The sequence below is a fragment of the Arthrobacter sp. NPDC092385 genome, from assembly GCF_044755105.1.
Taxonomy (GTDB): Bacteria; Actinomycetota; Actinomycetes; order Actinomycetales; family Micrococcaceae; genus Arthrobacter_D.
Window position 1 is genome coordinate 15,345 of sequence record NZ_JBIVQL010000010.1, and the last position, 24,889, is coordinate 40,233.

A 24,889-nucleotide genomic window follows, 5' to 3' on the forward strand; every position below is an offset into this window, starting at 1 on the left:
CGTCGGACATAGAAGTTACTTGACATAACGTTAACTCTCAACCTGAACGTTAACGTTATTGCAGGTGAAGGTTGAAGCCGGACCACCGGCAGCCCCCGTACAGCACACAGATTCGAACAAGGGACACAGGACGTGGCAGCACCTCAGAATTACTTGGCCGTCATCAAGGTCGTCGGCATCGGCGGCGGCGGCGTCAACGCCGTCAACCGGATGATCGAGGTCGGGCTCCGCGGCGTGGAGTTCATCGCCATCAACACGGATGCCCAGGCGCTGCTCATGAGTGATGCGGACGTCAAGCTCGACGTCGGACGCGAGCTCACCCGCGGCCTCGGCGCAGGAGCGGATCCGGAAGTGGGCCGCCGCGCCGCCGAGGACCACTCCGAGGAGATCGAGGAAGTCCTGCGCGGGGCCGACATGGTCTTCGTCACGGCAGGGGAGGGCGGTGGCACGGGTACCGGTGGCGCTCCCGTCGTCGCCCGCATCGCGCGGTCCCTCGGCGCCCTGACCATCGGCGTCGTCACGCGTCCCTTCACCTTCGAGGGGCGCCGACGCTCCAACCAGGCGGAGAGCGGTATCGACACCCTGCGCGAGGAGGTCGACACCCTCATCGTCATCCCGAACGACCGCCTGCTGTCCATCAGCGACCGCAACGTCTCGATGCTCGACGCCTTCCGGTCGGCCGACCAGGTCCTGCTGTCCGGTGTCCAGGGCATCACGGACCTCATCACCACCCCGGGCCTGATCAACCTCGACTTCGCCGACGTGAAGTCCGTGATGCAGGGCGCCGGCTCGGCGCTCATGGGTATCGGCTCGGCCCGTGGCGAGGACCGCGCCGTGAAGGCCGCGGAACTGGCCATCGCGTCGCCGCTGCTCGAAGCATCCATCGATGGCGCGCACGGCGTGCTCCTCTCGATCCAGGGTGGTTCCGACCTCGGGCTCTTCGAGATCAACGAGGCCGCCCGCCTCGTGCAGGAGGTCGCCCACCCGGAGGCGAACATCATCTTCGGTGCGGTCATCGACGACGCCCTCGGCGACGAGGCGCGCGTGACGGTCATCGCGGCCGGCTTCGACCAGGTCGACGCCACCTCGCAGCCGGCAGCCGCCGCCGCTCCCGCCAGCCGGCCTGCCGTCGCGCCGAGCGTCGGAACGGACCAGCGCCGTCTGGCCGGTGCCGCGACCGCGGGCCTCGGCGCCTGGTCGCAGCAGCGCGCGCAGAACGTCCAGGCCGTGCCCGCCGACTCGGGCTTCGACGTGGACCTTCCCGCCATCGTGGAGCCGGACCTGTCCGCAGGACGCTCGGACGACCTCGACGTCCCCGACTTCCTGAAGTAGTCCCGCAGTCCATGCACCCAGCCGCCGGTCCCGTACGGACCTCCCCGTTCTACTGGAACGCGGAGGTCCGTCCTGGTCTCCGGGTCGGCTTCACCTCCGCAGCCGCCGGGAACCTCGCCCTCCACGTGGGTCGGGACCCGGACCGGGTCCGGAGCAACCGGCTGGTGCTGGAAGCCTCCATGGGTGTCGCGGCAGGATCGCTGCGGTTCATGAGCCAGACCCACTCCGATCGCGTCGTGCTCGTCGGTGAGGCGGGGACGCGGGTCCCGGACGCCGACGGCATGGTCTCGCGCGACGGAACGGATGCGCTGGCCGTGCTCGTCGCGGACTGCGTGCCGATCGTCCTCGCCGATGCATCCGCCGCGGACGGCGGGACGGGGGCCACAGCCGTCGTCCACGCCGGGCGCGCGGGCGTGGGCAACGGGATCGTTCCGCGAGCCGTCCAGGTGCTGCGGGAGCAGGGTGCGCGGGAGCTCTCCGCGTGGATCGGTCCGTCGGTGTGCGGATCCTGCTACGAGGTACCCGAGGACATGATGCGGGCCCTGGCGGCGGAGTGTCCCGAGGCAGCCTCCCGCACGCGGGCCAATACGCCGGCGCTCGACCTGCCGGCGGCCGTACGCCGTCAGCTCGAAGGATCCGGAGTCGCGGTGGAGCAGGTGTACGGCGCGGGAACGGCCTGCACCCTGGAGAATGACGGGTTGTACTCGCACCGCCGTGAAGCGGGAGCCGGCCGCATCGCCGGACTGGTATGGCGCACGTGAACGGGCGGGGCAGCAGCCGGGAGCATGACGAGCGCGCCCATGACCTCGAGGCCCGCCTCACCTCGGTCCGGGCACGCATCTCCGCGGCAGCAGCCGCGGCGGAGCGTCCCGAGCCGGAACTGATCGTCGTGACGAAGTACTTCCCGGCGTCGGACGTGCGGATCCTCGCCGGACTGGGCGTGAGGGCCGTCGGAGAGAACCGCGACCAGGAAGCGGCCGCCAAGGCGGCCGAACTGGAGGACCTCGGCCTCGACTGGCACTTCATCGGGCAGCTGCAAACCAACAAGGCCCGGTCCGTCGTCCGGTACGCCCGGAGCGTGCACTCCGTGGACCGCGCTCCGCTGGTCGTGTCCCTGGGGAAGGCCGTCGCAGCGGAGCAGGAACGGCGGGCGGCTGCGGGCCTCGCCGCCCGTGCCGACCTCGACTGTTTCCTCCAGTTCGACCTCGACCCGGGAGCCGCATCCGGCGGGAGGGGAGGAGCCCATCCGGAGGAGGCCGCCGACCTCGCCGGAGCCGTGGCGGGGACTGCCGGTCTCCGGCTCGCCGGGGTCATGGCTGTCGCGCCGTTGGGCGCAGACCCGGCAGCGGCCTTCGGTCGCCTGCTGCGGATCGCTGAGACGGTGCGCGCCGTCGCACCCTCGGCTTCGGCCGTTTCGGCCGGTATGAGCGGCGACCTCGAGGAGGCCATCGCCGCCGGGGCGACACACCTGCGGATTGGTTCTGATGTCCTCGGTCCGCGTCCGGCCGTGGGGTAGCGTCTGAGCTAGAACGGCGGCACGACGGGCGGCCGGGTCTGCCGAGTGGGGCATGCCCCGGAACCCACCAATCCACTCTCTCAGAACAGGAGTCACCATGGCTGGCGCACTGCGCAAGACGATGATCTACCTTGGGCTCGCCGATGGTGATGAGCACTACGAGCCCGAAACGAAAAGCGCGCACAGCAGGAACGAGGAGTATTCAGTGGACTACGACCGCGACGAACGCCACCTGGAGCCCGCTCCCGCCGCCCGCGTAGCTCCCGCCGAGGAGTACCGCGCCCCCGTGACGCCGATCAAGCGCGCGCCGTCGTCCCGCGAGGACTCCGCGGCCCTGCGCCAGATCACCACGATCCACCCCCGCTCCTACAACGATGCCAAGCTGATCGGCGAGAGCTTCCGCGACGGCATCCCCGTGATCATGAACGTCACCGACATGGGCGAGGCCGACGCCAAGCGGCTCGTCGACTTCTCGGCAGGGCTGGTCTTCGGCCTCCACGGCAGCATCGAGCGGGTCACCAATAAGGTGTTCCTGCTCTCGCCGTCGTATATTGAAGTCCTCGGCGAGGACCTGAAGGCGAGCGAAGCACAGACCAGCTTCTTCAACCAGAGCTGAGCCCTGCGGCCTCCACGGTCGCGTTCGACCCCCTCAAGGCCCGAAGGACTGGAACCGCTCTGTGAGTTTGGTATTCGCACTGATCTACCTCGTACTGATGCTGTTCCAGCTCGCCCTGATCCTGCGCATCATCTACGACGCCGTCCAGGGCTTCGCGCGCGACTGGCGGCCGCAGAAGTCCGCACTGGTGCTCGCCTCGGGCGTCTACTCGGTCACCGATCCGCCCATCAAGGCACTCCGACGACTCATCCCACCGCTGCGCCTCGGCGGAGTGCAGCTCGATCTCGCTGTCCTGGTGCTCTTCATCGTGGTGCTGATCCTGATGTCCGTGTCTGCGGGTCTCGCGGACTAGCGTCCGAGTCCGTTTCGTGATGCAGTTCGAGAAGATATACGCTGATTCACAGTTCGGCGTGAATCGAGTAATTCATGTCCACAATTCGGTACCCGCAGCCATGTCCGCTTTTCCGGTGGGCGGGCTTCCAAGAGTATGAGGTGACCAGATGGCTTTGACGCCAGAAGACGTTGTCAACAAGAGGTTCCAGCCGACCAAGTTCCGCGAGGGCTACGACCAGGACGAAGTGGATGACTTCCTCGACGAGATCGTCGTCGAACTCCGCCGCCTGAACTCCGAGAACGAGGAACTGCGACGCAGGATCGGCGACGGTTCGTCCGACGCCACGCAGACCACGTCGGTGCCCGCACCGGTCGCGGCGAGCTCGCAGACCGAGGATGTCTCCACGGAGGCCAGGGCATCAGCAGTCACCACGACGGACGAGGAGCCCACGCCGGCTCCCGCGCCGGCCGCTCCTGCAGCGTCCACCGGAAGCGCCGAGTCCGCCGCAGGCGTCCTGGCCATGGCGCAGCGCCTGCACGACGAGTACGTCAACGCCGGTGTCGAGCAGCGCGACAAGATCATCGCCGAGGCGCAGATCGAGGCCAGCGGCCTCGTCAATGACGCCCAGGAGAAGAGCCGCAAGACCCTCGGGGACCTCGAGGAGCAGAAGAGCGTCCTCGAGCGCAAGGTCGAGCAGCTCCGTGGCTTCGAGAGCGACTACCGGGCGCGACTCAAGGCCTACATCGAGGGCCAGCTCCGCGACCTGGATGCCCGCGGTTCGCTCGCGTCCGACGCGACGGCCTCCTAGCAGTACATCCGGCCCGACCGTCGTCGGGCCCGCCATGGAAGGGCCGGTTGCCGGGGGCATGACCCCGGCAACCGGCCCTTCCGCCGTTACGGCCCCCGTAGCGGCACTTCCATCAGCACCGAGACCTTGGATGGACCGTGAACGAGCACCAGCCAGCCGACCCCACGCCCGAGCCGGACGGGGCAGGGGAGGCCGCGGAGGATTCCGTCGCACAGACCCGGCCCGGCGCCGAGCCCGGCGATGCCGGCAGGAACCCGGCGCGCTACGGCGTCGTGATGCTCCTGTGCACCGTCACCGCCTACGTATTCGACCAGCTCACGAAGTGGTGGGTCGTCTCGACCATGAGCGAGGGCCAGGTCACGCCCGTCCTCCCGCCGCTGCTCAACTGGCGCTTCATCCGCAATCCCGGCGCGGCCTTCTCGATCGGCACGGACTACACCTGGGTCTTCACGATCATCATGGTGGTCGTCGCCGCCGCGATCGTGCTGCAGGTGAGGAAGGTGGCGTCGTGGGGCTGGTCGGTGGCTCTGGGCCTGGTCCTCGGTGGTGCGCTCGGCAACCTCACGGACCGGCTCTTCAGGGAACCGTCCTTCGGCCAGGGGCACGTCGTGGACTTCATCGCCCTGCCGAACTTCGCCATCTTCAACATCGCCGATTCCGCCGTGGTCAGCGGGGTGGTGCTCATCTGCATCCTGACCCTGCGGGGGATCGGCATGGACGGCAGGCCCAGCGATGGCGGGCGGTCCGACGCGGCGACCCCGCCCGACGACGCCGCGGGTCCCACGACCGGAGACGGTCATGGCCGCTGAGCACCGGGAGGTCGTGATCGCGGACACGGACGGGGGAAGCCGCGCCGACGCCGCCCTCGCGCGGCTCCTGGAGGTGTCCCGGTCCGCGATCGCGCAGTGGTGCGCCGACGGGAGGGTGCTGCGCGACGGCGTCCGCCTCGCGAAATCCGACCGTGTCCGGAGCGGCGACCGCATCGACGTGGACCTGCCGGATCCCGAGGACAAGCACCGTGTGATCCCGGAGGCCGTCGACGGCATGGGCATCCTGCTCGACGACGAGGACTTCGTCGTCGTGGACAAGCCGGTCGGCGTCGCCGCGCATCCGTCGCCGGGGTGGGTCGGGCCGACCGTCGTCGGAGCCCTCGCAGCGGCCGGCTACCGGATCTCGACGTCCGGAGCACCCGAGCGCGTGGGCATCGTGCACCGTCTCGACGTCGGGACCTCGGGTGCGATGGTGGTCGCCAAGACGGAGCCCGCCTACACCGCTCTGAAGCGCGCCTTCAAGGAGCGGACGGTCGAGAAGGTCTACCACGCCGTCGTGCAGGGCCTCCCGGAGCCGCTGAAGGGCACGATCGACGCCCCCATCGGCCGGCACCCCCACCACGAGTGGCGCTTCGCGGTGATGGAGGGAGGCCGGGACTCGGTGACCCACTACGAGGTCCTCGAGGCCTTCGGCCGCGCGAGCCTCCTGGAGGTGCACCTCGAAACGGGCCGCACACACCAGATCCGGGTGCACTTCTCCGCGTTGCGCCACCCCTGCGCGGGAGACCTCACGTACGGGGCGGATCCGCGGCTCGCCGCCGAGCTCGGCCTCACGCGGCAGTGGCTGCACGCGCACCGCCTGGGCTTCGCACACCCCCGGACCGGGGAGCCGGTCTCGGTCACGAGTCCCTACCCGGTCGACCTCGCGTACGCCCTGACCGCCCTGTCGAACGGACTCGTGTGACACGCCGTAGCCACCTCGGACGATAGGTCCGGCGACGGCCCGTGGGGTGGGGGAGCACTAGACTTGTCCGGTGGCTACTCCTGCATCAACAGACTCGTTCGTCCATCTCCACAACCACACCGAGTACTCCATGCTCGACGGCGCGGCCCGCCTGACGGACCTGTTCAGCCACACCGAGGAACTCGGGATGAAGGCCCTCGCGACCACGGACCACGGGTTCGTCTTCGGGGCCTTCGACTTCTGGAGCAAGGCCAACAGCGCGGGTATCAAGCCCATCATCGGCGTCGAGGCGTACCTGACCCCGGGCACCGCGCGGAACGACCGCACGCGCGTCCAGTGGGGCGGCGGAGGGCGCGACGACGTCTCGGGCGCCGGCGCGTACACCCACATGACCCTCTGGTCCGAGACCACCGGGGGAATGCACAACCTCTTCCGGATGTCCTCGCTGGCGTCCCTCGAGGGATACCTCTACAAGCCGCGCATGGACCGCGACCTCCTGCAGACCTACGGCAAGGGCCTCATCGCGACGACCGGCTGCCCCTCGGGCGAGGTGCAGACCAAGCTCCGGCTCGGCCTCTACGACGAGGCGCGGCAGGCGGCATCGGACTTCCGCGACATCTTCGGTGCGGAGAACTACTTCTGCGAGCTGATGGACCACGGGCTCGACATCGAGCGGAACGTCAAGGCCGACCTGATCCGGCTCGCGAAGGAGCTCGGCCTGCCCCTCGTGGCCACCAACGACCTGCACTACACCCACGCCGAGGACTCCAAGGCGCACGCCGCGCTGCTCTGCGTCCAGTCCGGCTCGACCCTCGCGGATCCCAAGCGCTTCAAGTTCGACGCCGACGAGTTCTACCTCAAGTCTCCCGCCGAGATGCGGGCGATCTTCAGGGACTATCCCGAGGCCTGCGACAACACGCTGCTCATCGCCGAGCGGTGCGACGTCGAGTTCAACACCAAGGCCAACTACATGCCGCGCTTCCCGGTGCCGGAGGGGGAGAACGAACAGTCCTGGTTCGTCAAGGAGGTCGAGACGGGCCTGCAGTTCCGCTACCCCGCCGGCGTGCCCGACGACGTCCGCAAGCAGGCGGAGTTCGAGGTCGGCGTCATCACCCAGATGGGCTTCCCCGGCTACTTCCTGGTGGTCGCGGACTTCATCAACTGGGCCAAGAACAACGGGATCCGGGTGGGGCCGGGCCGCGGCTCGGGTGCGGGCTCGATGGTGGCGTACGCGATGCGCATCACCGACCTCGACCCGCTCAAGCACGGGCTCATCTTCGAGCGGTTCCTGAACCCCGAGCGCGTCTCCATGCCCGACTTCGACGTCGACTTCGATGATCGCCGCCGCTCGGAGGTCATCCGCTATGTCACCGAGAAGTACGGCGACGAGCGCGTGGCCATGATCGTCACGTACGGCACCATCAAGGCCAAGCAGGCCCTCAAGGACTCCTCCCGCGTCATGGGCTACCCGTTCTCCACGGGCGAGCGCCTCACGAAGGCCATGCCGCCGGACGTCATGGGCAAGGGCCTCGCCCTGGCGGACGTGCACAACAAGGACGCCAAGCGTTTCTCGGAGGCCGAGGAACTGCGCGAACTCCTGAAGACCGACGCCGACTCCGCGAAGGTCTTCGAGACGGCGCTCGGCCTCGAAGGGCTGAAGCGCCAGTGGGGCGTGCACGCCGCGGGCGTCATCATGTCCTCGGATCCACTGATCGACATCATCCCGATCATGCGCCGCGAGCAGGACGGCCAGATCATCACGCAGTTCGACTACCCCACGTGCGAGGGGCTCGGACTGATCAAGATGGACTTCCTCGGCCTGAGGAACCTGACGATCATCACGGACGCCGTCGAGAACATCAAGGCCAACAAGGACACCGAGCTCGTGCTCGAGGACCTGGAGCTCGATGACAAGGAGTCCTACGAGCTCCTGGCGCGCGGCGACACGCTGGGCGTCTTCCAGCTCGACGGCGGTCCCATGCGCTCGCTCCTGAAGCTCATGCGCCCCGACAACTTCGAGGACATCTCCGCCGTCCTCGCGCTCTACCGGCCCGGCCCCATGGGCGTGAACTCGCATACGAACTACGCGCTGCGCAAGAACGGGCTGCAGGACATCGAGCCGATCCACCCCGAGCTCGAGGGGCCGCTCGAGGAGATCCTCGGCGGGACGTACGGCCTGATCGTGTACCAGGAGCAGGTCATGTCGGCGGCGCAGAAGCTGGCGAACTTCACCCTCGGCCAGGCGGACATGCTGCGCCGCGCCATGGGTAAGAAGAAGAAGTCCGAGCTGGACAAGCAGCAGGCGGACTTCTTCGCGGGCATGAAGGCCAACGGGTACTCCCAGGCCGCGATGGACAAGCTGTGGACCGTGCTCGAGTCCTTCTCGGACTACGCGTTCAACAAGGCCCACACCGCGGCCTACGGCCTCGTCTCCTACTGGACGGCGTACCTCAAGGCGCACTATCCGGCGGAGTACATGGCGGCGCTGCTCACGAGCGTCGGCGACGACAAGGACAAGCTGGCGATCTACCTCAACGAGTGCCGCCGCATGGGCATCACCGTCCTGCCGCCGGACGTCAACGAGTCGAGCGTGAACTTCACCCCGGTCGGCAAGGACATCCGCTTCGGCATGGGGGCCATCCGCAACGTGGGTGCGAACGTCGTCGGCGCGATGGTCGGCGCGCGGGAGGAGAAGGGCGCCTTCAGCTCCTTCAGCGACTTCCTGCAGAAGGTGCCAGCAGTCGTCTGCAACAAGCGCACCATCGAATCCCTCATCAAGGCCGGAGCCTTCGACTCCCTGCGGCACCCCCGCCGGGCCCTGGCGATGATCCACGAGGAGGCCGTGGACTCCGTGATCGTCCTCAAGCGCAACGAGGCGGCGAACCAGTTCGACCTCTTCAGCGCGTTCGACGACGCCGGGGGCTCCGTGGGCGGCCTCTCCGTGGAGGTGCCCGACCTGCCCGAGTGGGACAAGAAGGACAAGCTCTCCTTCGAACGGGACATGCTCGGGCTCTACGTGTCCGACCACCCGCTGCAGGGCCTGGAGGGCATCCTCAGCCAGCACGCCGATTCCTCCATCCCGTCGATCATCAGTGAGGAAGGACCGGCGGACGGCGCCATCGTCACCATCGCCGGCATGATCACCTCCCTGCAGCGCAGGATCGCGAAGAACAGCGGCAACGCCTACGCCCGGGCCGAGGTCGAGGACCTCGCCGGCTCCATGGAGGTCATGTTCTTCGGCCAGGTCTACGGTCCGATCTCCGGCGTGCTGGCGGAGGACCTCATCGTGGTGGTCCGCGGACGCCTGCAGCGCCGGGACGACGGCGCCGTGATGCTCAACGCCCAGGAACTCTCCGTACCGGACCTCAGCGAGGGACACTCCGGGCCGGTGGTGATCTCGATGCTGCAGCACAAGGCCACCGAGACGGCCGTGACCGCGCTCGGCGACGTGCTGAGGACCCACCCGGGCACGAGCGAGGTGCTGATCCGCCTCAACGGTTCCCGCAAGGTCGAGGTGATGAAACTCGGCGTCGACCTGCGGGTCAATCCGACGCCGGGGCTCTTCGGCGACCTCAAGGTGCTGCTCGGCCCTGCCTGCCTCGACGCCTGAGCCGCGTCGGCGCCGGCTGGACCGCGTCGGCGCCGGCTAGATGACGTAGTCGGTGGCCGCCGGTGTGCCGTAGCTGCCGCCATGGTAGAGCAGGGGAGCGCCGTCCGGCCCGATGCTCGCTGCGACGACCTCGGCGACCACGACGGCGTTGTTCTCGAAGGACAGGCGCATGCTGATCCGCCCCACGAGCCAGCCGGCGACGTCCTTGAGGACGGGGACGCCCTCGGGCCCCGGTTCCCAGTGGTCGCCCCTGAAGCGGTCCTTCGTGCGGGCGAAACGGTTCGCCAGCCCCTCGTTCTCGGTGCTGAGCATGTGCACCCCCACGAAGTTGGTGTTCGCGACCGCCGGCCACGAGGAGGACGTCCTGGCCATGTTGAAGGAGAAGCGCGGCGGTTCGGCGGACAGCGAGGCGACGGACGTCGCGGTGAAGCCGTACGGGGCGCCGTTGTAGGTCGCCGTGATGATGGCGACGCCGGCGGCGTGGCGCCGGAACACCTCGCGGAAGGATTCGCCGTGCAGTTCGGGCGCTGGCTGCAGGACTGCTGGCGCGATGCTGGGGTTGTTCACGTGGTTCCTCCGGGGATCGACGGCGGCGGACAACGCGCTTGCGGACAGGCCCCCTCCGAGCGGAGGCCGTTCACGCTGCCATCACCACCCTAGGCGCGGTGCCCGGACGCAGGGCGGTTTGTTAATGTAGAAGTCATGCGCGCCAGCCAGGAGCCGGACACCGGTTCAAGCAACTATCCGCCTCCTGTCTACGCGGTGGCCGAGGACCGCCGGTCGGTCCCGCCGGCCGGCGTGTTCTGGTGGCTCGGTTCCACGATCCTGCTCGGTGCCGTGATCGGCGCGGCGTGGTGGCTCCTCGCCCCGACCGGGCGCCTCTTCGGGGATCCCGAGGTCGCCACGGAATGGGTGCTCCGCGACCTCACCCTCGCCGGGCTCGAACTCATCGCCGGCATCGCCGTCGGCGCCGTCGTCGCGATCCGCCTGAACCTGCCGGGAGTGGTGGCGCGCATCCTGGCCGCGCTCGGTGGATCGATCCTCGGTTCGCTCCTCGCCCTCGGGGTCGGCGAAGGCTTCGCCTACCTCTTCGGACCGCACGGGCGGGACGACCTGCCCGGTTCGGACTTCCTGCTGCGGTCCTACGGGGCCCTCGCGATCTGGCCGGCCGTCGCCGCCGTGATCATCTTCGCCACCGCCCTCATCGGCCTGGCGCGCCGAAGGACCTGATGCCCTCTCCGGCAGCATCCTTCCTGCAGCGCTCCCGATAGACTTCCAGGGTGACTCCAGCGCCCAGCACCTCCCCGACCGTCGGCTTCCGCACCATCGATCTCCGGGGGCGCAGCCTGTCCCCGGGTGACCTGAAGCGCGCGATGCCGAGGGCGGCGGCCAGTGCCCAGTCCTCGGAGGCCGCCGTCCAGGCGATCATCGACGACGTCCGCGCGCGCGGGTTCGAGGCGCTGGGCGACCTCGCCCGGCGGTTCGACAGCGTGGAGCAGGAACACCCGAGGGTGCCCGCGCACGTCATCGAGGCTGCTGCGGCGGGGCTCGACGACGACGTCCGCGCGGCCCTGCAGGAGGCCATCCGGCGTGCGCGCATCTTCGCGCAGGCACAGGTTCCCGCCGACGTCGAGGTGGAGGTGGCGCCCGGCGCCCTCCTCACGCACAAGTGGATCGCCGTGGACCGCGTGGGTCTCTACGTTCCCGGCGGGCTGGCCGTCTACCCGTCGTCCGTGGTGATGAACGTCGTGCCGGCGCAGGCCGCCGGCGTCGGATCGATCGCCCTCGCCTCGCCGCCCCAAAAGGAGTTCGGCGGCTGGCCGCACCCCGTCATCCTCGCGGCGGCCTCGATGCTCGGGATCACCGAGGTGTATGCCATGGGTGGCGCGCAGGCGGTCGCGGCCCTCGCGTACGGTATCCCGGACCCGTCGGGATCCGGCCGTGGGATCGATCCCGTCAACGTCGTCACGGGGCCGGGCAACGTCTTCGTGGCGACCGCCAAGCGCCTCGTCCGGGGCCGGGTCGGCATCGATTCCGAGGCCGGCACCACCGAGATCGCCGTCCTCGCCGATGCCACGGCGGACGCCGACCTCGTCGCGGCCGATCTCGTGAGCCAGGCCGAGCACGATCCCCAGGCGGCGTCGGTGCTCGTCACCGATTCCGAGGAACTGGCTGCCGCCGTCGTCAAGGTCCTGGAGGTGCGCGCGGGTGCGACGCGCCACGCCGACCGGGTGCGTACGGCACTGTCCGGCCCGCAGTCAGGGGTGATCCTGGTCGACGACATCGACCACGGCATCGCGGTGTGCGATGCCTACGCCGCGGAACACCTCGAGGTCCAGACGGCGGATGCCCGCGCCGTGGCGGGACGGATCCGCAATGCGGGTGCCGTTTTCGTCGGTGCCTACAGTCCCGTCAGCCTCGGGGACTACTGCGCCGGGTCCAACCACGTCCTGCCCACGAGCGGGACCGCGGCCTTCGCATCCGGGCTCAACGTCACCACGTTCCTGCGAGCGGTGCAGCTCGTCGACTACGATCGCGCCGCGCTGCACGAGGTGTCGTCGTCCATCGTCTCCCTCTCGCAGGCGGAGAACCTGCCGGCTCACGGCGAGGCCGTCACGGCACGGTTCCAGGGCCTGCCGCCCGGGGCCCCGGAATGAGCCCGGACACTACATCTGGTAATTACAGTGTTGTTGTTTCACCATATGTAGTCCTAAAATGGGCACGGCAAGTGTTTTCGAGGTGGAGGGGTAGCGATGTACTGTCCGTACTGCCGTAACCCCGACTCCCGCGTCGTCGACAGTCGCCTCGCGGATGACGGGTCCGCGATCCGCCGCCGCCGCCAGTGCCCCCAGTGCGGCCGTCGCTTCAGCACCGTGGAGACCACGAGCCTGAGCGTCGTCAAGCGCTCGGGTGCGGGCGAACCCTTCAGCCGGACGAAGATCATCAACGGCGTCCGCAAGGCCTGCCAGGGCCGGCCGGTGACCGAGGACGACCTCGCGCTCCTGGCGCAGGAGGTCGAGGAAAACGTACGGGCGAGTGGCGTGGCGGAGATCGACGCCCATGAGGTAGGGCTGGCCATCCTCGGACCGCTGCGGAAGCTGGACCAGATCGCCTACCTGCGCTTCGCGAGCGTGTACCAGGGCTTCGAGTCGCTCGAGGACTTCGAGGAGGCCATCGAGACCCTCCGCCGCCAGGCGAAGGACAACGAGCGGGTGCCCACCGGGGCGCAACGGCCGTTGACGGCGCACTAGCGCCCAGAAGACCCCGGTGGTGGCTGCGGAGGGGAAGCCGACGCCACCACCGGTTCCACCGTCCGCAGCGGCGTGGCAGGTGCCGGGGAACGCAGAAGCCCGGTACGGATCCGATCCGTACCGGGCTTCGGCGTTGCGGGCCTCAGGCCTTCGGCGTGAAGAGCAGTGCCGCCTGCAGGGCGGCGCCCACGATACCGGCGTGATTCTTCAGCTGTGCCGGGATGATGGGGGTGCGCAGCTGCAGCGACGGCAGGTACTCGCTGCTCCGCTTCGAGATGCCGCCGCCCACGATGAACAGCTCGGGGGAGAAGAGGAACTCCACGTGCGAGAAGTAGCGCTGGAGGCGGACGGCGTACTCGTCCCAGTCGATGCCGTCGCGTTCGCGGGCGACGGCCGAGGCCTTGGTCTCGGCGTCGTGCCCGTCGATCTCGAGGTGGCCGAGTTCGGCGTTGGGCACGAGCTTGCCGTCGAAGATGAAGGCCGAGCCGATCCCGGTGCCGAGGGTGATGACGAGGACGGTGCCCATCTTCCCCTTGCCGGCGCCGTAGCGGACCTCGGCGAGGCCGGCGGCATCGGCGTCGTTGATCACGTGGACGTCACGACCGAGGACCTTCGTGAACAGGGCATCGACGTCGGTATCGACCCAGCTCTTGTCCACGTTCGCAGCAGAGCGCGCGACCCCGTGCTGGATGATGGCGGGGAACGTGACTCCCACCGGCACTTCGGCGGGGGGGCCTTCGGGGCGCGAGGACAGTTCGGTGACGATCTGCGCGACGACGTCGGCCACGGCTTCCGGCGTCGCGGGCTTCGGCGTCGGGATGCGATACCGCTCGCCGATGATGACGCCCTTGTCCAGGTCGACGATGCCGCCCTTGATGCCGGTGCCGCCGATGTCGATACCGATGACGGTGGTGGGAATCTTCTTCGATTTCTTCTTGTCGGTGTCCTTGGCCATGATTCTCCGTCGAAGTGTGGGCCGGCGTGAGCCGGGATCGGGGTGGTGCGGTGTGCGGGCGCGGGTCCGCGGGCGGCTGCGTCAGGGCAGGGTCAGGATCTCCGCGCCGCGGTCGGTGACAACGAGTGTGTGCTCGAACTGCGCTGTCCTCTTCCGGTCCTTCGTGACGACGGTCCAGTCATCCGCCCACATGGTCCAGTCGATGGTCCCGAGCGTCAGCATCGGTTCGATGGTGAAGACCATCCCCGGCTCGATGACGCGGTTGTAGGCGGGAGCGGCGTCGTAGTGCGGGATGATCAGGCCCGTGTGGAAGGCTTCTCCGACGCCGTGCCCGGTGAAGTCACGGACAACACCATAACCGAAGCGCCTCGCGTAGGACTCGATGGTGCGTCCTATGACGTTGATCTCGCGGCCGGGCGCCACGGCGCGGATGGCGCGGTTCAGGGATTCCTGCGTGCGTTCGACGAGCAGGCGCGACTCCTCGTCGACGTCGCCGATGCAGAACGTGTAGTTCGTGTCGCCGTGGACGCCGTCCTTGTAGGCGGTGATGTCGATGTTCAGGATGTCCCCGTCCTGGATGACCGTCGAGTCGGGGATGCCGTGGCAGATGACCTCGTTGAGCGAGGAGCACAGCGACTTGGGGAAGCCCCGGTAGCCCAGGGTCGAGGGGTAGGCGCCGTGGTCGAGCAGGAATTCGTGGCCGATGCGGTCCAGGTGGTCGGTGGTGACCCCGGGCTCCGCGTGCCTGCCGACCTCCACGATGGCGGAGGCCGCGATCCTGCTGGCGACCCGGATCTTCTCGATCGTCTCCGGGGTCTTCACCTCGGATCCGGTGAACGGCGCCGGCGCCTTCCGGCCCACGTATTCAGGCCGGGTGATGCCCGGGGGAACGGGTCGCTGGGGTGAGACGGTGCCGGGGGTCAGGGTGCCGAGGGGAGCGGTGGCGGAAGACTGGGGCATACCCTTGATCCTATAGCGGGCCCCGGTGGGCGGCCGAAAGGCGGCGACGCCGTGATGGGCCGGTGACACCGGCCCTGCCCCGGATCTAGGAGGTCGACATGACGGAGTACTGGTTCAATGTGCGCACGCACGAGGTCGAAGAGGACCGGCAGTCGGACTGGTCCCAGCTGATCGGTCCGTACGCCACACGGGCCGAGGCGGAGAAAGCCCTCGAGAAGGTCCAGCAGCGCAACGACGCGTGGGACAAGGACGACGACTAGGACCGGTCCGGGCGGGTGCGACCCCGCTAGAAGGTGTGCTCCGGGCCGGGGAACGTGCCGTCCCGCACGTCGTCCGCGTAGGCCCGCGCCGCGTCCGAGAGGACCGTCCGCACATCGGCGTACTGCTTGACGAACGTGGCCTGCCTGCCCCCGCGGAGCCCGGCCATGTCCTGCCAGACGAGGACCTGGCCCGTCGTGCCCGGCCCCGCGCCGATGCCGATGGTGGGTACCCGAACGGCGGCATCCACCGCGTCCGCCGTCTCACCGGGGACCATCTCCATCAGGATGCAGAACGCTCCCGCGTCCGCCAGCGCGACGGCGTCGTCCACGATGCGCCGGGAGGCGTCGCCCCGGCCCTGGACCCGGTAGCCGCCGAGGGCGTGTTCGCTCTGCGGCGTGAAGCCGATGTGCGCCATGACCGGGATCCCGGCACGGACGAGGGCACGCACGGTGTCCGCATAGTCCGCGCCTCCTTCCATCTTGACCGCCTGCACCAGGCCCTCCTTGAGGAGGCGGACCGAGGACTCGACGGCCTGCTGGGGGGAGACCTCGTAGCTGCCGAAGGGCAGGTCCGCCACCACGAGCGCGCGCTTGGCCGCCGTGCTCACCGCCCTACTGAACAGGATCATCTCGTCCAGGGTGATCGGCAGGGTCGTGGCATGTCCCAGCACGTTGTTGGCGGCCGAATCGCCCACGAGGAGCAGCTCGATGCCCGCCTCGTCGAACACCTGGGCCGCGTACTGGTCGTACGCCGTCAGCATCGCGAAGTGCCTGCCCTGGTCCTTGGCCTGCTGCAGGTGGTGGATCCGGATCCGCCCGGGCCGCGCCGGGTGGGCGGCAGCGCCGGACCGGGGGGCCGCGGCCGCTCCCTCTCCGTAGGGTGCAGGCAGTTCGGCGGAAGTCATGGAACGAGACTATCGGACGGCCGGCGCCGCTTCCCGGCCCCGTCACGTCCCTCCCGGTACCCGATGATCGCTTCCTCGGAGGGCGCGTAACCGGGCGTTAACGTCGGCGCGCCAGAATGGACGGGGCCGCCACGCCTGATCCGCCCGTCCGGGTCAGTAGAGTGAGAACGGCAGGCCCACGCGCGCCCGGCGGCACCGTGGGTGCGCCGTGGGTGCCCCGAGCGGGCGCGCCGGACGCGCACGACGTCGGGCATGGACAGCCCGCAGCCCGAGAGGGCGCGGGTGACGAATCAAGGAATGAGGATGGTCATGGACCGGCAGCAGGAGTTCGTACTGCGAACGATCGAGGAGCGCGACGTCCGTTACGTGCGCCTGTGGTTCACCGACGTCGTCGGTTCACTGAAGTCCGTCGCCCTGGCTCCCGCGGAAGTGGAAGGGGCCTTCGAGGAAGGCCTCGGCTTCGACGGATCGTCGATCGAGGGCCTCGCCCGCATCTACGAGTCGGACATGCTGGCCCAGCCCGATCCGACCACGTTCCAGATCCTGCCGTGGCGTGGCGACAAGGAGCAGACGTCGCGCATGTTCTGCGACATCCTCACGCCCGACGGCCAGCCGTCCACCGCTGATCCACGCGGCGTGCTCAAGAAGACCCTGGCGAAGGCCGCCGACATGGGCTTCACCTGCTACACCCACCCGGAGATCGAGTTCTACCTGCTGAAGTCCGCCGAACTCGGCGCTGACGGGCAGCCCGTGCCCGTCGATTCCGCCGGGTACTTCGACCACGTGCCCGGCGGCGTGGCCCAGGACTTCCGCAGGACCGCCGTCGCGATGCTCGAGTCCGTGGGTATCTCCGTCGAGTTCAGCCACCACGAGGCCGGACCGGGCCAGAACGAGATCGACCTGCGGTACGCGGACGCACTGCAGACCGCGGACAACATCATGACGTTCAGGACGATCATCAAGGAGGTCGCGCTGACCTCCGGCAGCTACGCCACCTTCATGCCCAAGCCCTTCTCCGAGCACCCCGGCTCGGGCATGCACACGCACTTCTCGCTGTTCGAGGGCGACACCAACGCGTTCTTCGAGGCCGGCGCCGAATTCCAGTTGTCGACGACGGCGCGCCAGTTCATCGCCGGCATCCTCCGGCATGCCCCCGAGTTCACGGCCGTGACCAACCAGTTCGTGAACTCGTTCAAGCGCCTGTGGGGCGGCGGCGAGGCGCCCAGCTACCTCTCCTGGGGCCACAACAACCGCTCCGCCCTGGTCCGCGTTCCGCTCTACAAGCCCAACAAGGGCCAGTCCGCGCGCATCGAGTACCGCGGCATCGATTCGGCGAGCAACCCCTACCTCGCCTACTCGGTGCTGCTGGGCGCCGGCCTCAAGGGGATCGAGGAGGGCTACGAGCTGCCGCCCGCCGCCGAGGACGACGTCTGGAGCCTGACCCCGGCCGAGCGCCGCGCGATGGGGCACGCCCCGCTGCCCGCGAGCCTCCATGACGCGATCCGCGTCATGGAGGATTCGGAGCTCGTGGCCGACATCCTGGGGGAGCAGGTCTTCGAGAACTTCCTGCGGAACAAGCGGGCGGAGTGGCACGACTACCGGATCGAGGTGACCCCGTACGAGCTGCGCCGGAATCTCAACATCCTGTAGGGCCTGCTGGCAGGCCTGCTGCGATGGCTAGTGTTGGCGCATGAGCCTTAACCGCAAGCTGATCAGTTACGGCTTCACCGACCTCGAGAAGAGCCGGCGCTTCCTGGATGCGCCGGAGCTGCAGGGGCTGAACGACGACGACCTCTTCGACGGACTCGCGGTGGCAGCGAACCCGGACCAGGCGCTGCAGTCCTTCGTGCGGCTGCTGGCCGTGAACCGGAAGGCCGCCTCGGCCGCATTCTCCGACGACGGGCGGCGCGGGCCGTTCTTCCGGCTCCTGGGGGCGTCCGAGGCGCTCGGCGAGTTCCTCATGCGGCATCCCGAGCACCTGGACGTCGTGCGGCCCGGGCCTGCCGCACCGCCCGTCGTGGCACCCGAACAGGTCAGATCGGAGCTGCTCCGCTCCGTCGGTGCCGATCCTGCGGAGGACAACCCGGTGGCCGGCGTCATGGGCGTCGACGCCTACTGCGGGCTGAGGGTGGCCTACCGGCGGCTCCTGACGGACCTGGCCGTGCGGGATCTGTGCCACTGCTCGCCGGTCGACTACCTGCCCGTCGTCGCCCGTGAACTGGCCGACCTCGCCGCCGCGGCGCTGGAGGCCTCCCTCGCCGTCGCGCGGGCGGAGCTGGGCGAGGTGTACGGGCCCGACGCCGTCGCGCGGGTGAAACTGGCGGTCATCGCCATGGGCAAGAGCGGCGCCCGCGAACTGAACTACATCTCCGACGTCGACGTGGTGTACGTGGTGGAGGGCCAGGACCTCGACGACACGACCCTCACGCGGATCGGTACCGGACTGGCGTCCGGCATGTCCCGCGGCGTCTACTCACCGGGGCCGGAACCGGCGCTCTGGGAGGTCGATGCGAACCTGCGCCCGGAAGGCAAGGACGGGCAGCTCGTGCGGACCCTGCAGTCGCACGTGTCCTACTACGAGCGGTGGGCGAAGACCTGGGAGTTCCAGGCGCTCCTGAAGGCCCGGGCAGCCGCGGGCGATCCCGAGCTCGGCCGCCGCTACGAAGAAGCCATCGCTCCCTTCGTGTGGGCGTCGTCGCAGCGGGAAGGGTTCGTCGAGGCCGTCCGCGCCATGCGTCGCCGCGTCACCGACAACATCCCGCGGGACGAGGAGGCCCGACAGCTCAAGCTCGGACCGGGCGGGCTGCGCGACGTCGAGTTCACCGTCCAGCTGCTGCAGCTCGTCCATGGCCGGCTGGACGAGTCGGTGCGGGCCAAGGACACCGTCTCGGCGATCGGAGCGCTCAGCGCCGCCGGGTACATCGGCCGTTCGGACGCCCTGGACCTCGATGACTCCTACCGCTACCTGCGCGTCCTCGAGCACCGGATCCAGCTCATGCAGATGCGGCGGACACACCTCATGCCGGAGGACGAGACCGCGCTGCGCGCTCTGGCGCGATCGTCCGAAGGATGCATGGTCACCGTCCGGCCGAGCGCCCAGAGCCTCCACGACCGGTGGCAGCGCACCCGGCGGCTGGTGAAACGGCTCCACGAGTCGATCTTCTACCGGCCACTGCTCAACAACGCGGCGACGCTCCAGCCCGAGGACATCCAGCTGACGGCCGAGGCGGCCCAGGCCCGGCTCGCCGCCCTCGGCTACCAGGACCCGCGCGGCGCCATGCGCCACATCGAGGCCCTCACCGGCGGCCTGCGGCGGCGGGCGATGCTGCAGAAGCAGCTCCTGCCCATCCTCCTGGGGTGGTTCGCCGACGGCGTCGATCCCGACGCCGGCCTCCTCGGCTTCCGCCGCCTCAGCGAATCCCTCGGCGAGAGCCACTGGTACCTCGGTATGCTGCGCGATTCCAATGCCGCCGCGGAACGGCTCTGCGCGGTCCTCTCGAGCAGCCGCTTCATCACGGACCTGCTCGAGGTCTCGCCGGAGTCGACCCAGTGGCTCGGATCCGACACGGCCCTCGTCCCCGAGAGTTTCGACGACCAGTGGCAGGAAATCCAGTCGAAGATGAGCCGGCACCCCGAGCCGGGCGAGGCCATCCGGCTGATCCGGCTCATACGGCGGCGGGAACTGCTGCGCATCGCCATCGCCGACAGCTCCAACCTCCTGTCCCAGGCGGAGGTGGGGGAGGCGCTGGCCGACGCGGACCGCGCGGCAGTCCTCGGCGCGCTGCACGTCGCGGAGAAACAGGTGTTCGGGCAGGAGGACCAGCTCACCGACGTCGTCGTCATGGCGATGGGGCGGCAGGGCGGCCGCGAGATCACCTACGGCTCGGATGCCGACGTCATCTACGTCCATCGTCCCCTGCCGGGCGTGGACGAGGCGGCCGCCCAGCAGCAGGCCGAAGCGATCGTCGCCCGGTTGTCGGCCCTGCTCACCCAGCCGTGCAAGCCGGCGGTGCTCGCCGAACGGGTCCTGGAGATCGACGCGGCCCTCCGGCCGGAGGGCAAGCAGGGCGCCATGGTGCGCTCCATCGATTCATACCGCGAGTACTACCGGCGCTGGTCCCTCGTCTGGGAGGCGCAGGCGCTCCTGCGCGCACGGCCCCTCGCGGGCGACGACGGGCTGGCGGCCGAGTTCCTCGACCTCATCGACCCCGTGCGCTATCCGCAGCAGCTCGGTGAATCCGACGTCCGGGAGATACGGCGCATCAAGGCCCGCGTCGAGTCCGAGCGGCTCCCGCGCGGAGCCGATCCGTCGCGCCACCTCAAGCTCGGGCGGGGCGCCCTCAGCGACGTCGAATGGCTGGTCCAGCTCCTCCAGCTGCAGCACGCGCGGGCGATACCGGCCCTGCGGGTACAGTCCACGCTCGCGGCCCTGGACGTCATCGCTGCCGAAGGCCTCCTCCCGGTCGAGGATGCGGCTCTGCTGCGCGACAGCTGGAGCCTGGCGACGCGGATCCGCGCAGCGAACGTGATCTGGAGCGGTCGCGGTTCGGATGTGCTGCCCTCCCCGCGGCGGGACCTCGAGGCGGTGGCCCGATGGTGCGGATACGGACCAGGCAGCGGCTCGGAACTGGAGGAGGACTACCTGCGGATGACGCGACGCAGCAGGGCCATCTTCGAGCGGCACTTCTACGGGTACTAGGTCTTCCCGTCCCCGCCCGTCACCCTTCGGCGGCGGCGAGGCGTTCGGCGAGGACCGGCGTCAGGGACCGCATGAAGGTGCTGGTCACATGGTTGGCGTCGAAATAGACGTGAACGCCGCCGATCGCGGAATAGCAACGTCCGTCCGGACAGAACTGGTCCTGCAGGTCGAGGACCTCCACCATGGGCGAATCCAGGGCCAGGGCGGCATCGGCGAGGGGATCGCCCGCGAGTGCCTCCTGTGACGGCAGGGAGCACGCCAGGGGCGAAGAGGCATTGTCGGTCAGGCATGCGGGCCCGATCGTGCCCTGCGTGAGGGGGGTGTCACGCAGGACATAGACGCGGACACCGGCGTCGACCCAGGGGCCGATGCGGGCGGCGAAAGCGTCCCGGTACTGGCTGGCCTGGTCCCGACCCGAGCCGTCGTCGATCACCTCGCGCGCGCCGAAGGCCGAGACGAACACCGTGTCCGGCTTCTCCGCGACGATGCGGTCGGAGACCTCCTGGCTCCAGCCGAGGCACGCGTCCTGCGACGGTGCGTCGGTCGGCTTTCCGTCGAACTCCGTCCGACGCACGCCGACGTAGGGACAACCGCCGACGAGGCTCTCCTGCAGGTGCCATGAGGATTCCCTCGCCAGCGCGTAGAGAGCGGTCTTCCATTGCTCCGCGTGCGAGTCGCCCACGAGCCAGACGTCGGCGGTTGCGGGCTCGCCGCCGGCGAAGTCGCACGTACTCAGGCGGACGCCCCCACTGACCACGATCGGGTCCTCGGCTTCAGCGCATTCCTCACCGGTGAACCAGGGCGCCTCGTCCGGCCCGACGTTCGCGAGCGCCGGTGGACCGAAGGGATCACTGCAGTCCGGGGTGGAAAGGCTCTTCGCGCCGAAGCACGGACCACCCGAGATCGCATCGAGCGCCGCCTGCTGGCGGTTTCCTGCAGCGCCTGCGGAGACTGTCATGGCGATGGCGGTGAGGATCATCGCGAGCATGACCGACAGCAGGACCACCATGACCCTGCGGGTGCCGTAGCGGGCCACCAGTGTCGTCCTCGCGGGGTCCTCGACGAGGACCTTGCTCAGGAAAGCGAGCACGACCGTTCCCACCAGGAGCAGCACCGTGTCGAGCGGCCGGAGCTCCCGTTCGAGGACGGCCGGCACGAGGAGCAGGGCCGGCCAATGCCACAGGTAGAGGGAGTAGGAGATGTCGCCGAGATGCTGCACCGGACGTACCGCGAGGACCGAGTTGGGTGACCAGGAAGGATGCTGGGGGCCCGCGGCGATGATGAGGACCGTACCCACCACGGGGACGAGCGCCAGGTAGCCCGGGAACAGCGTCCGCTCGGTGAAGGAGACCGCCGAGAAGAGGATGAGGCCGTAGCCCACGTACTGCGCCACGCCGGCGAGCGCGAGCGTCGTGGGGACGGGGCGGGTCCTTCCGCTCCTCGGTGCACGGAGGACGATGAGGGCCCCCGCGGCGAACTCCCACGCCCGAGCCGGCGTCACGAAGTAGGCGGCGCTCCTGCTGGTGTACGTGATGTAGACGCAGAAGAGCAGCGAGAGCAGGAACACCAGGGCGAGCACCACCGTGAGCAGCGCGCGTTGCCGAAGGCGCCGGCGGGCGGCGAGGGTGAATGCGACGACGAGGAGGAGGGGCCAGACGAGGTAGAACTGCTCTTCGACGGACAGCGACCAGTAGTGCTGCATCGTCGACGCGGATTCCGTCTGCGCGGAATAGTCCACCGACTTGAGCGCCAGGACCCAGTTCTCGACGTAGAAGTTGGCGGCGAGTGTCTCCTGCGCGATTCCGGCCCAGCGGGTGAAGGGCAACACGATCCACGCAACGACGAGGGAGACGACGGAGACGAGGAGGGCTGTGGGAAGGAGCCGGGCCGCACGGCGGGCATAGAACGAACCGAGACGTATCCGTCCGGTGCGCTCGAGTTCGCCGAGAAGATGCTTGGTGATGAGGTACCCGGAGATGACGAAGAAGATGTCCACGCCCACGTACCCGCCCGGCAGCAGGCCCGGCGCGGCATGGTTGACCACGACGAAGGCGACGGCGAGGGCGCGCAGCGCCTGGATGTCCTTGCGCGGCGCTCCGCCCTTCGTCGCGCCGGTGCGGGCTCCGCCGGCCCGCGGCTGACTCCGTCGTCCGGCAGCGTCGTGGGTAACTGTCATCGGTTCTCCTGAGGGGCCGCAAGAGGAACATTCCGCCCAGGTTCGGTGACGTTGATCAAGGACATTTGCGGCCTCGACGAGTATACGAGCAGCGGCTGCCGTTCATGCCCATGGCGGATCGAAGAGAGCATCGGAGTGTCGGCCCGTCACGAAGGGACGGTCTTCCACCCGGAGACGGCGACGGCGGCCCCCGCACCGGGAGGCCGCCGTCGTCGTGCTGTAGTCAAACACCACGCTGCTGGACGCCGCAGTAGGGCTCGAACACGTGAGGGTGATTGAGCAGTGTTGAGAACCTCTGAGATCCGCGCCAGCACGGGAAATCTACAGGATGTGTCAGTGTCGGACTTGAAGCCTGTTGGTGCAGCGGTCGTCGTGTGGCCCGTTTCATCGACCCCCAGCGGGCTGGTGTCGCGGCTGCACGGTTCCGCCGGGGTAGATGAGCTTTGCCCACACCGGTGGTGCCTTTTCTTCCCCCCACTGCACGCCCTTCGTCGGTTCCGGCAGGGACTCGGGCTCAACGAAGCGATCCCGCGACGGCGGAATCCCATGCCGACCAGGACGAGGCGCTCCTTCCATTCGGCCGAGGCTCGCGGTCTCCTATGGCGAGAGCGCCCCACCCTCCTAGGGTGGGGCGCTACTCCAGGACGGCGCAGCCGTCGGGGTACGCGTCAGCGCACCTTTCCGACCTGGTCACCCCAACTGGGCACTGCGGGCTGGCCCGTCAGGGCATCGAGGACCTTCCTTGCTGTCTTCGTGTAGTCGCGGACGTCGAACTCGTCGCCGCGGTTGTAGGTCCTGCCGAGCGTGAAAGCGATCCGCTCGACCGTCTCGTCGTCCACCGTGACTCGATAGATACCCTGCTGGGCGTCGACGGCATCTGCGGCCGTGATAGCTGCAGCGATACGGTCCAGGGTGCCTGCGTCAGGGGCGCCAGTGAATGCGTCGAGAGCTGATGCCACTCGCGGGTCGAGGGGTGCTCGTTCGGTAGGAAGTTCGATGGTCATCCGGCTACCCTACGTTTGCGAACGGCAGTGAGGAGTGCTGCTCCTCCGTGTCGCCGAGCGCGGTTCGAGCGGATCCGCCGGCGTCGAGTGCGGCCCCACTGCGCTAAGCCGCCCTTCGCGGGGGTGCAGAGTCGCGCTCGAAAGCCAGCTTAATTCGTGACGATCACGGTCAGGAATCGCTTGGATTCCTCGCCTGCCCCGATCCTCTCGCGTTCACGCTCGGGCGCCCAGGTCATGATGCCGTACTCGCCCGTGGCAAGATCGGCGGATACGTCGATGTCGAAGGTGTAGGAGCCGTCTGGTCCGGTGTACACCACGACGGGTTCGGGCCTGGCCCCACCGCCAGGGCTCAGCAGGTTGTAGTCCGTGTTCGGCCTCGCGAAGAGAATGGAGATCATCTCGTCGGGCTCGTACCCGGTGCCGCCGATGCGCAGCAGCCCGGGAGGTACAGCGATGGTGGGTGCGGCCACTTCGGCAGGCTGTGGGTGCGCGACGCTCCGCTGGGCAGGGGATGGGTTCGTTACGTTTTGCGGCGGCAGTATGGCGGGGTCGGAGGGCTCGATCGAAGGTGAATCGATCGGCGCCGCGGGCAGCTCGGCTGCGGAGGATTCCGGCGTCGGAACCTGCACGGTTGGAGCGGTTTCCTGCGTTCCCTCGGACGCTTCGGACACCCTCGGGGATGGTGTTTCGGAAGTCGGCTGGGTCGACGCAGTAGCAGGGGCTGAAGAC

Annotated in this window: 22 protein-coding genes; 15 read left to right on the forward strand and 7 right to left on the reverse strand. The window is 68.9% G+C overall.

Annotated features, from left to right (window positions below; translation table 11 throughout):
• Window positions 1-132: 132 nt before the first annotated feature.
• The 9 genes from ftsZ (at window position 133) to dnaE (ending at window position 9,950) form a co-directional block, all read left to right on the forward strand.
• Window positions 133-1,332: a cell division protein FtsZ gene (gene ftsZ, locus ACIQCY_RS13410; protein ID WP_400484392.1), complete on the forward strand. Its 1,200-nt coding sequence runs from the start codon at window positions 133-135 to the stop codon at window positions 1,330-1,332.
• A gap of 11 nt (window positions 1,333-1,343) precedes the next feature.
• A complete protein-coding gene (locus ACIQCY_RS13415) occupies window positions 1,344-2,093 on the forward strand; it encodes a polyphenol oxidase family protein (RefSeq protein WP_400484393.1) in 750 nt (249 codons plus the stop codon).
• Window positions 2,081-2,848: a YggS family pyridoxal phosphate-dependent enzyme gene (locus tag ACIQCY_RS13420; protein WP_400484394.1), complete on the forward strand. Its 768-nt coding sequence runs from the start codon at window positions 2,081-2,083 to the stop codon at window positions 2,846-2,848. The genes ACIQCY_RS13415 and ACIQCY_RS13420 overlap by 13 nt, the downstream gene beginning before the upstream one ends.
• Window positions 2,849-2,945: 97 nt before the next feature.
• The gene (locus ACIQCY_RS13425) at window positions 2,946-3,464 is read left to right on the forward strand and encodes a cell division protein SepF (RefSeq protein ID WP_400484395.1); all 519 of its coding nucleotides are present in this window, start codon (window positions 2,946-2,948) and stop codon (window positions 3,462-3,464) included.
• A gap of 61 nt (window positions 3,465-3,525) precedes the next feature.
• Complete coding sequence (locus ACIQCY_RS13430) at window positions 3,526-3,816, forward strand: YggT family protein (RefSeq protein WP_400484396.1); 291 nt, start codon at window positions 3,526-3,528, stop codon at window positions 3,814-3,816.
• A 148-nt stretch (window positions 3,817-3,964) separates the two neighbouring features.
• A complete protein-coding gene (locus ACIQCY_RS13435) occupies window positions 3,965-4,606 on the forward strand; it encodes a DivIVA domain-containing protein (RefSeq protein WP_400484397.1) in 642 nt (213 codons plus the stop codon).
• 137 nt (window positions 4,607-4,743) lie between these two features.
• Window positions 4,744-5,415 (forward strand): signal peptidase II, encoded by a 672-nt coding sequence (gene lspA / locus ACIQCY_RS13440; protein WP_400484398.1) that lies wholly within the window; start codon window positions 4,744-4,746, stop codon window positions 5,413-5,415.
• Window positions 5,405-6,340, forward strand: a complete 936-nt coding sequence (locus ACIQCY_RS13445) for an RluA family pseudouridine synthase (RefSeq protein ID WP_400484399.1) — start codon at window positions 5,405-5,407, stop codon at window positions 6,338-6,340. Before lspA ends, ACIQCY_RS13445 begins: the two co-directional genes overlap by 11 nt.
• Window positions 6,341-6,410: 70 nt before the next feature.
• Window positions 6,411-9,950 carry a DNA polymerase III subunit alpha gene (dnaE, locus tag ACIQCY_RS13450; RefSeq protein WP_400484400.1) on the forward strand — a complete coding sequence of 1,180 codons (3,540 nt, stop codon included), beginning with the start codon at window positions 6,411-6,413 and terminating at the stop codon, window positions 9,948-9,950.
• Between the two features lie 36 nt (window positions 9,951-9,986).
• Here dnaE and ACIQCY_RS13455 read toward each other — a convergent pair whose 3' ends face one another.
• The gene (locus ACIQCY_RS13455; protein ID WP_400484476.1) at window positions 9,987-10,487 is read right to left on the reverse strand and encodes a flavin reductase family protein; all 501 of its coding nucleotides are present in this window, start codon (window positions 10,485-10,487) and stop codon (window positions 9,987-9,989) included.
• Between the two features lie 165 nt (window positions 10,488-10,652).
• Between ACIQCY_RS13455 and ACIQCY_RS13460 the strand changes: the two genes are divergently transcribed.
• The 3 genes from ACIQCY_RS13460 to nrdR all read left to right on the forward strand — a co-directional run bounded on the left by ACIQCY_RS13460 (window position 10,653) and on the right by nrdR (window position 13,201).
• A complete protein-coding gene (locus ACIQCY_RS13460) occupies window positions 10,653-11,180 on the forward strand; it encodes a hypothetical protein (protein WP_400484401.1) in 528 nt (175 codons plus the stop codon).
• Between the two features lie 50 nt (window positions 11,181-11,230).
• Window positions 11,231-12,607: a histidinol dehydrogenase gene (hisD, locus tag ACIQCY_RS13465; RefSeq protein ID WP_400484402.1), complete on the forward strand. Its 1,377-nt coding sequence runs from the start codon at window positions 11,231-11,233 to the stop codon at window positions 12,605-12,607.
• A 96-nt stretch (window positions 12,608-12,703) separates the two neighbouring features.
• Window positions 12,704-13,201 (forward strand): transcriptional regulator NrdR, encoded by a 498-nt coding sequence (nrdR, locus tag ACIQCY_RS13470; protein WP_400484403.1) that lies wholly within the window; start codon window positions 12,704-12,706, stop codon window positions 13,199-13,201.
• Window positions 13,202-13,343: 142 nt separating this feature from the next.
• Here nrdR and ppgK read toward each other — a convergent pair whose 3' ends face one another.
• Window positions 13,344-14,156 (reverse strand): polyphosphate--glucose phosphotransferase, encoded by an 813-nt coding sequence (ppgK, locus tag ACIQCY_RS13475; protein ID WP_400484404.1) that lies wholly within the window; start codon window positions 14,154-14,156, stop codon window positions 13,344-13,346.
• 81 nt (window positions 14,157-14,237) lie between these two features.
• On the reverse strand, window positions 14,238-15,116 hold the full coding sequence (map, locus tag ACIQCY_RS13480; protein ID WP_400484405.1) for a type I methionyl aminopeptidase: 879 nt from the start codon (window positions 15,114-15,116) through the stop codon (window positions 14,238-14,240).
• Window positions 15,117-15,214: 98 nt separating this feature from the next.
• Here map and ACIQCY_RS13485 point away from each other — a divergent pair, with 98 nt between their 5' ends.
• Window positions 15,215-15,376 carry an SPOR domain-containing protein gene (locus tag ACIQCY_RS13485; protein WP_140395032.1) on the forward strand — a complete coding sequence of 54 codons (162 nt, stop codon included), beginning with the start codon at window positions 15,215-15,217 and terminating at the stop codon, window positions 15,374-15,376.
• Window positions 15,377-15,402: 26 nt separating this feature from the next.
• On the opposite strand, the gene panB is transcribed toward ACIQCY_RS13485, so the two are convergent.
• Window positions 15,403-16,281 (reverse strand): 3-methyl-2-oxobutanoate hydroxymethyltransferase, encoded by an 879-nt coding sequence (gene panB, locus ACIQCY_RS13490; RefSeq protein ID WP_400484406.1) that lies wholly within the window; start codon window positions 16,279-16,281, stop codon window positions 15,403-15,405.
• 309 nt (window positions 16,282-16,590) lie between these two features.
• Here panB and glnA point away from each other — a divergent pair, with 309 nt between their 5' ends.
• Together glnA and ACIQCY_RS13500 are read left to right on the forward strand one after the other, a co-directional pair.
• Window positions 16,591-17,931 (forward strand): type I glutamate--ammonia ligase, encoded by a 1,341-nt coding sequence (gene glnA, locus ACIQCY_RS13495; protein ID WP_400484477.1) that lies wholly within the window; start codon window positions 16,591-16,593, stop codon window positions 17,929-17,931.
• Between the two features lie 40 nt (window positions 17,932-17,971).
• Complete coding sequence (locus ACIQCY_RS13500) at window positions 17,972-20,980, forward strand: bifunctional [glutamine synthetase] adenylyltransferase/[glutamine synthetase]-adenylyl-L-tyrosine phosphorylase (protein WP_400484407.1); 3,009 nt, start codon at window positions 17,972-17,974, stop codon at window positions 20,978-20,980.
• 19 nt (window positions 20,981-20,999) lie between these two features.
• Here ACIQCY_RS13500 and ACIQCY_RS13505 read toward each other — a convergent pair whose 3' ends face one another.
• The 3 genes from ACIQCY_RS13505 to ACIQCY_RS13515 all read right to left on the reverse strand — a co-directional run bounded on the left by ACIQCY_RS13505 (window position 21,000) and on the right by ACIQCY_RS13515 (window position 24,630).
• Window positions 21,000-23,156, reverse strand: a complete 2,157-nt coding sequence (locus tag ACIQCY_RS13505; protein WP_400484408.1) for an acyltransferase family protein — start codon at window positions 23,154-23,156, stop codon at window positions 21,000-21,002.
• A gap of 668 nt (window positions 23,157-23,824) precedes the next feature.
• On the reverse strand, window positions 23,825-24,160 hold the full coding sequence (locus ACIQCY_RS13510) for a hypothetical protein (RefSeq protein ID WP_400484409.1): 336 nt from the start codon (window positions 24,158-24,160) through the stop codon (window positions 23,825-23,827).
• A 149-nt stretch (window positions 24,161-24,309) separates the two neighbouring features.
• Window positions 24,310-24,630: a hypothetical protein gene (locus ACIQCY_RS13515; protein ID WP_400484410.1), complete on the reverse strand. Its 321-nt coding sequence runs from the start codon at window positions 24,628-24,630 to the stop codon at window positions 24,310-24,312.
• Window positions 24,631-24,889 lie beyond the last annotated feature (259 nt).

Coding starts and splice junctions, on each gene's coding strand:
- ACIQCY_RS13415 (WP_400484393.1), top strand. CDS start 1,344: ATGCACCCAGCCGCCGGTCCCGTACGGACCTCCCCGTTCTACTGGAAC.
- ACIQCY_RS13420 (WP_400484394.1), top strand. CDS start 2,081: ATGGCGCACGTGAACGGGCGGGGCAGCAGCCGGGAGCATGACGAGCGC.
- ACIQCY_RS13425 (WP_400484395.1), top strand. CDS start 2,946: ATGGCTGGCGCACTGCGCAAGACGATGATCTACCTTGGGCTCGCCGAT.
- ACIQCY_RS13435 (WP_400484397.1), top strand. CDS start 3,965: ATGGCTTTGACGCCAGAAGACGTTGTCAACAAGAGGTTCCAGCCGACC.
- ACIQCY_RS13445 (WP_400484399.1), top strand. CDS start 5,405: ATGGCCGCTGAGCACCGGGAGGTCGTGATCGCGGACACGGACGGGGGA.
- ACIQCY_RS13460 (WP_400484401.1), top strand. CDS start 10,653: ATGCGCGCCAGCCAGGAGCCGGACACCGGTTCAAGCAACTATCCGCCT.
- nrdR (WP_400484403.1), top strand. CDS start 12,704: ATGTACTGTCCGTACTGCCGTAACCCCGACTCCCGCGTCGTCGACAGT.
- ppgK (WP_400484404.1), bottom strand. CDS start 14,156: ATGGCCAAGGACACCGACAAGAAGAAATCGAAGAAGATTCCCACCACC.
- map (WP_400484405.1), bottom strand. CDS start 15,116: ATGCCCCAGTCTTCCGCCACCGCTCCCCTCGGCACCCTGACCCCCGGC.
- ACIQCY_RS13485 (WP_140395032.1), top strand. CDS start 15,215: ATGACGGAGTACTGGTTCAATGTGCGCACGCACGAGGTCGAAGAGGAC.
- panB (WP_400484406.1), bottom strand. CDS start 16,281: ATGACTTCCGCCGAACTGCCTGCACCCTACGGAGAGGGAGCGGCCGCG.
- glnA (WP_400484477.1), top strand. CDS start 16,591: ATGGACCGGCAGCAGGAGTTCGTACTGCGAACGATCGAGGAGCGCGAC.
- ACIQCY_RS13500 (WP_400484407.1), top strand. CDS start 17,972: ATGAGCCTTAACCGCAAGCTGATCAGTTACGGCTTCACCGACCTCGAG.
- ACIQCY_RS13505 (WP_400484408.1), bottom strand. CDS start 23,156: ATGACAGTTACCCACGACGCTGCCGGACGACGGAGTCAGCCGCGGGCC.
- ACIQCY_RS13510 (WP_400484409.1), bottom strand. CDS start 24,160: ATGACCATCGAACTTCCTACCGAACGAGCACCCCTCGACCCGCGAGTG.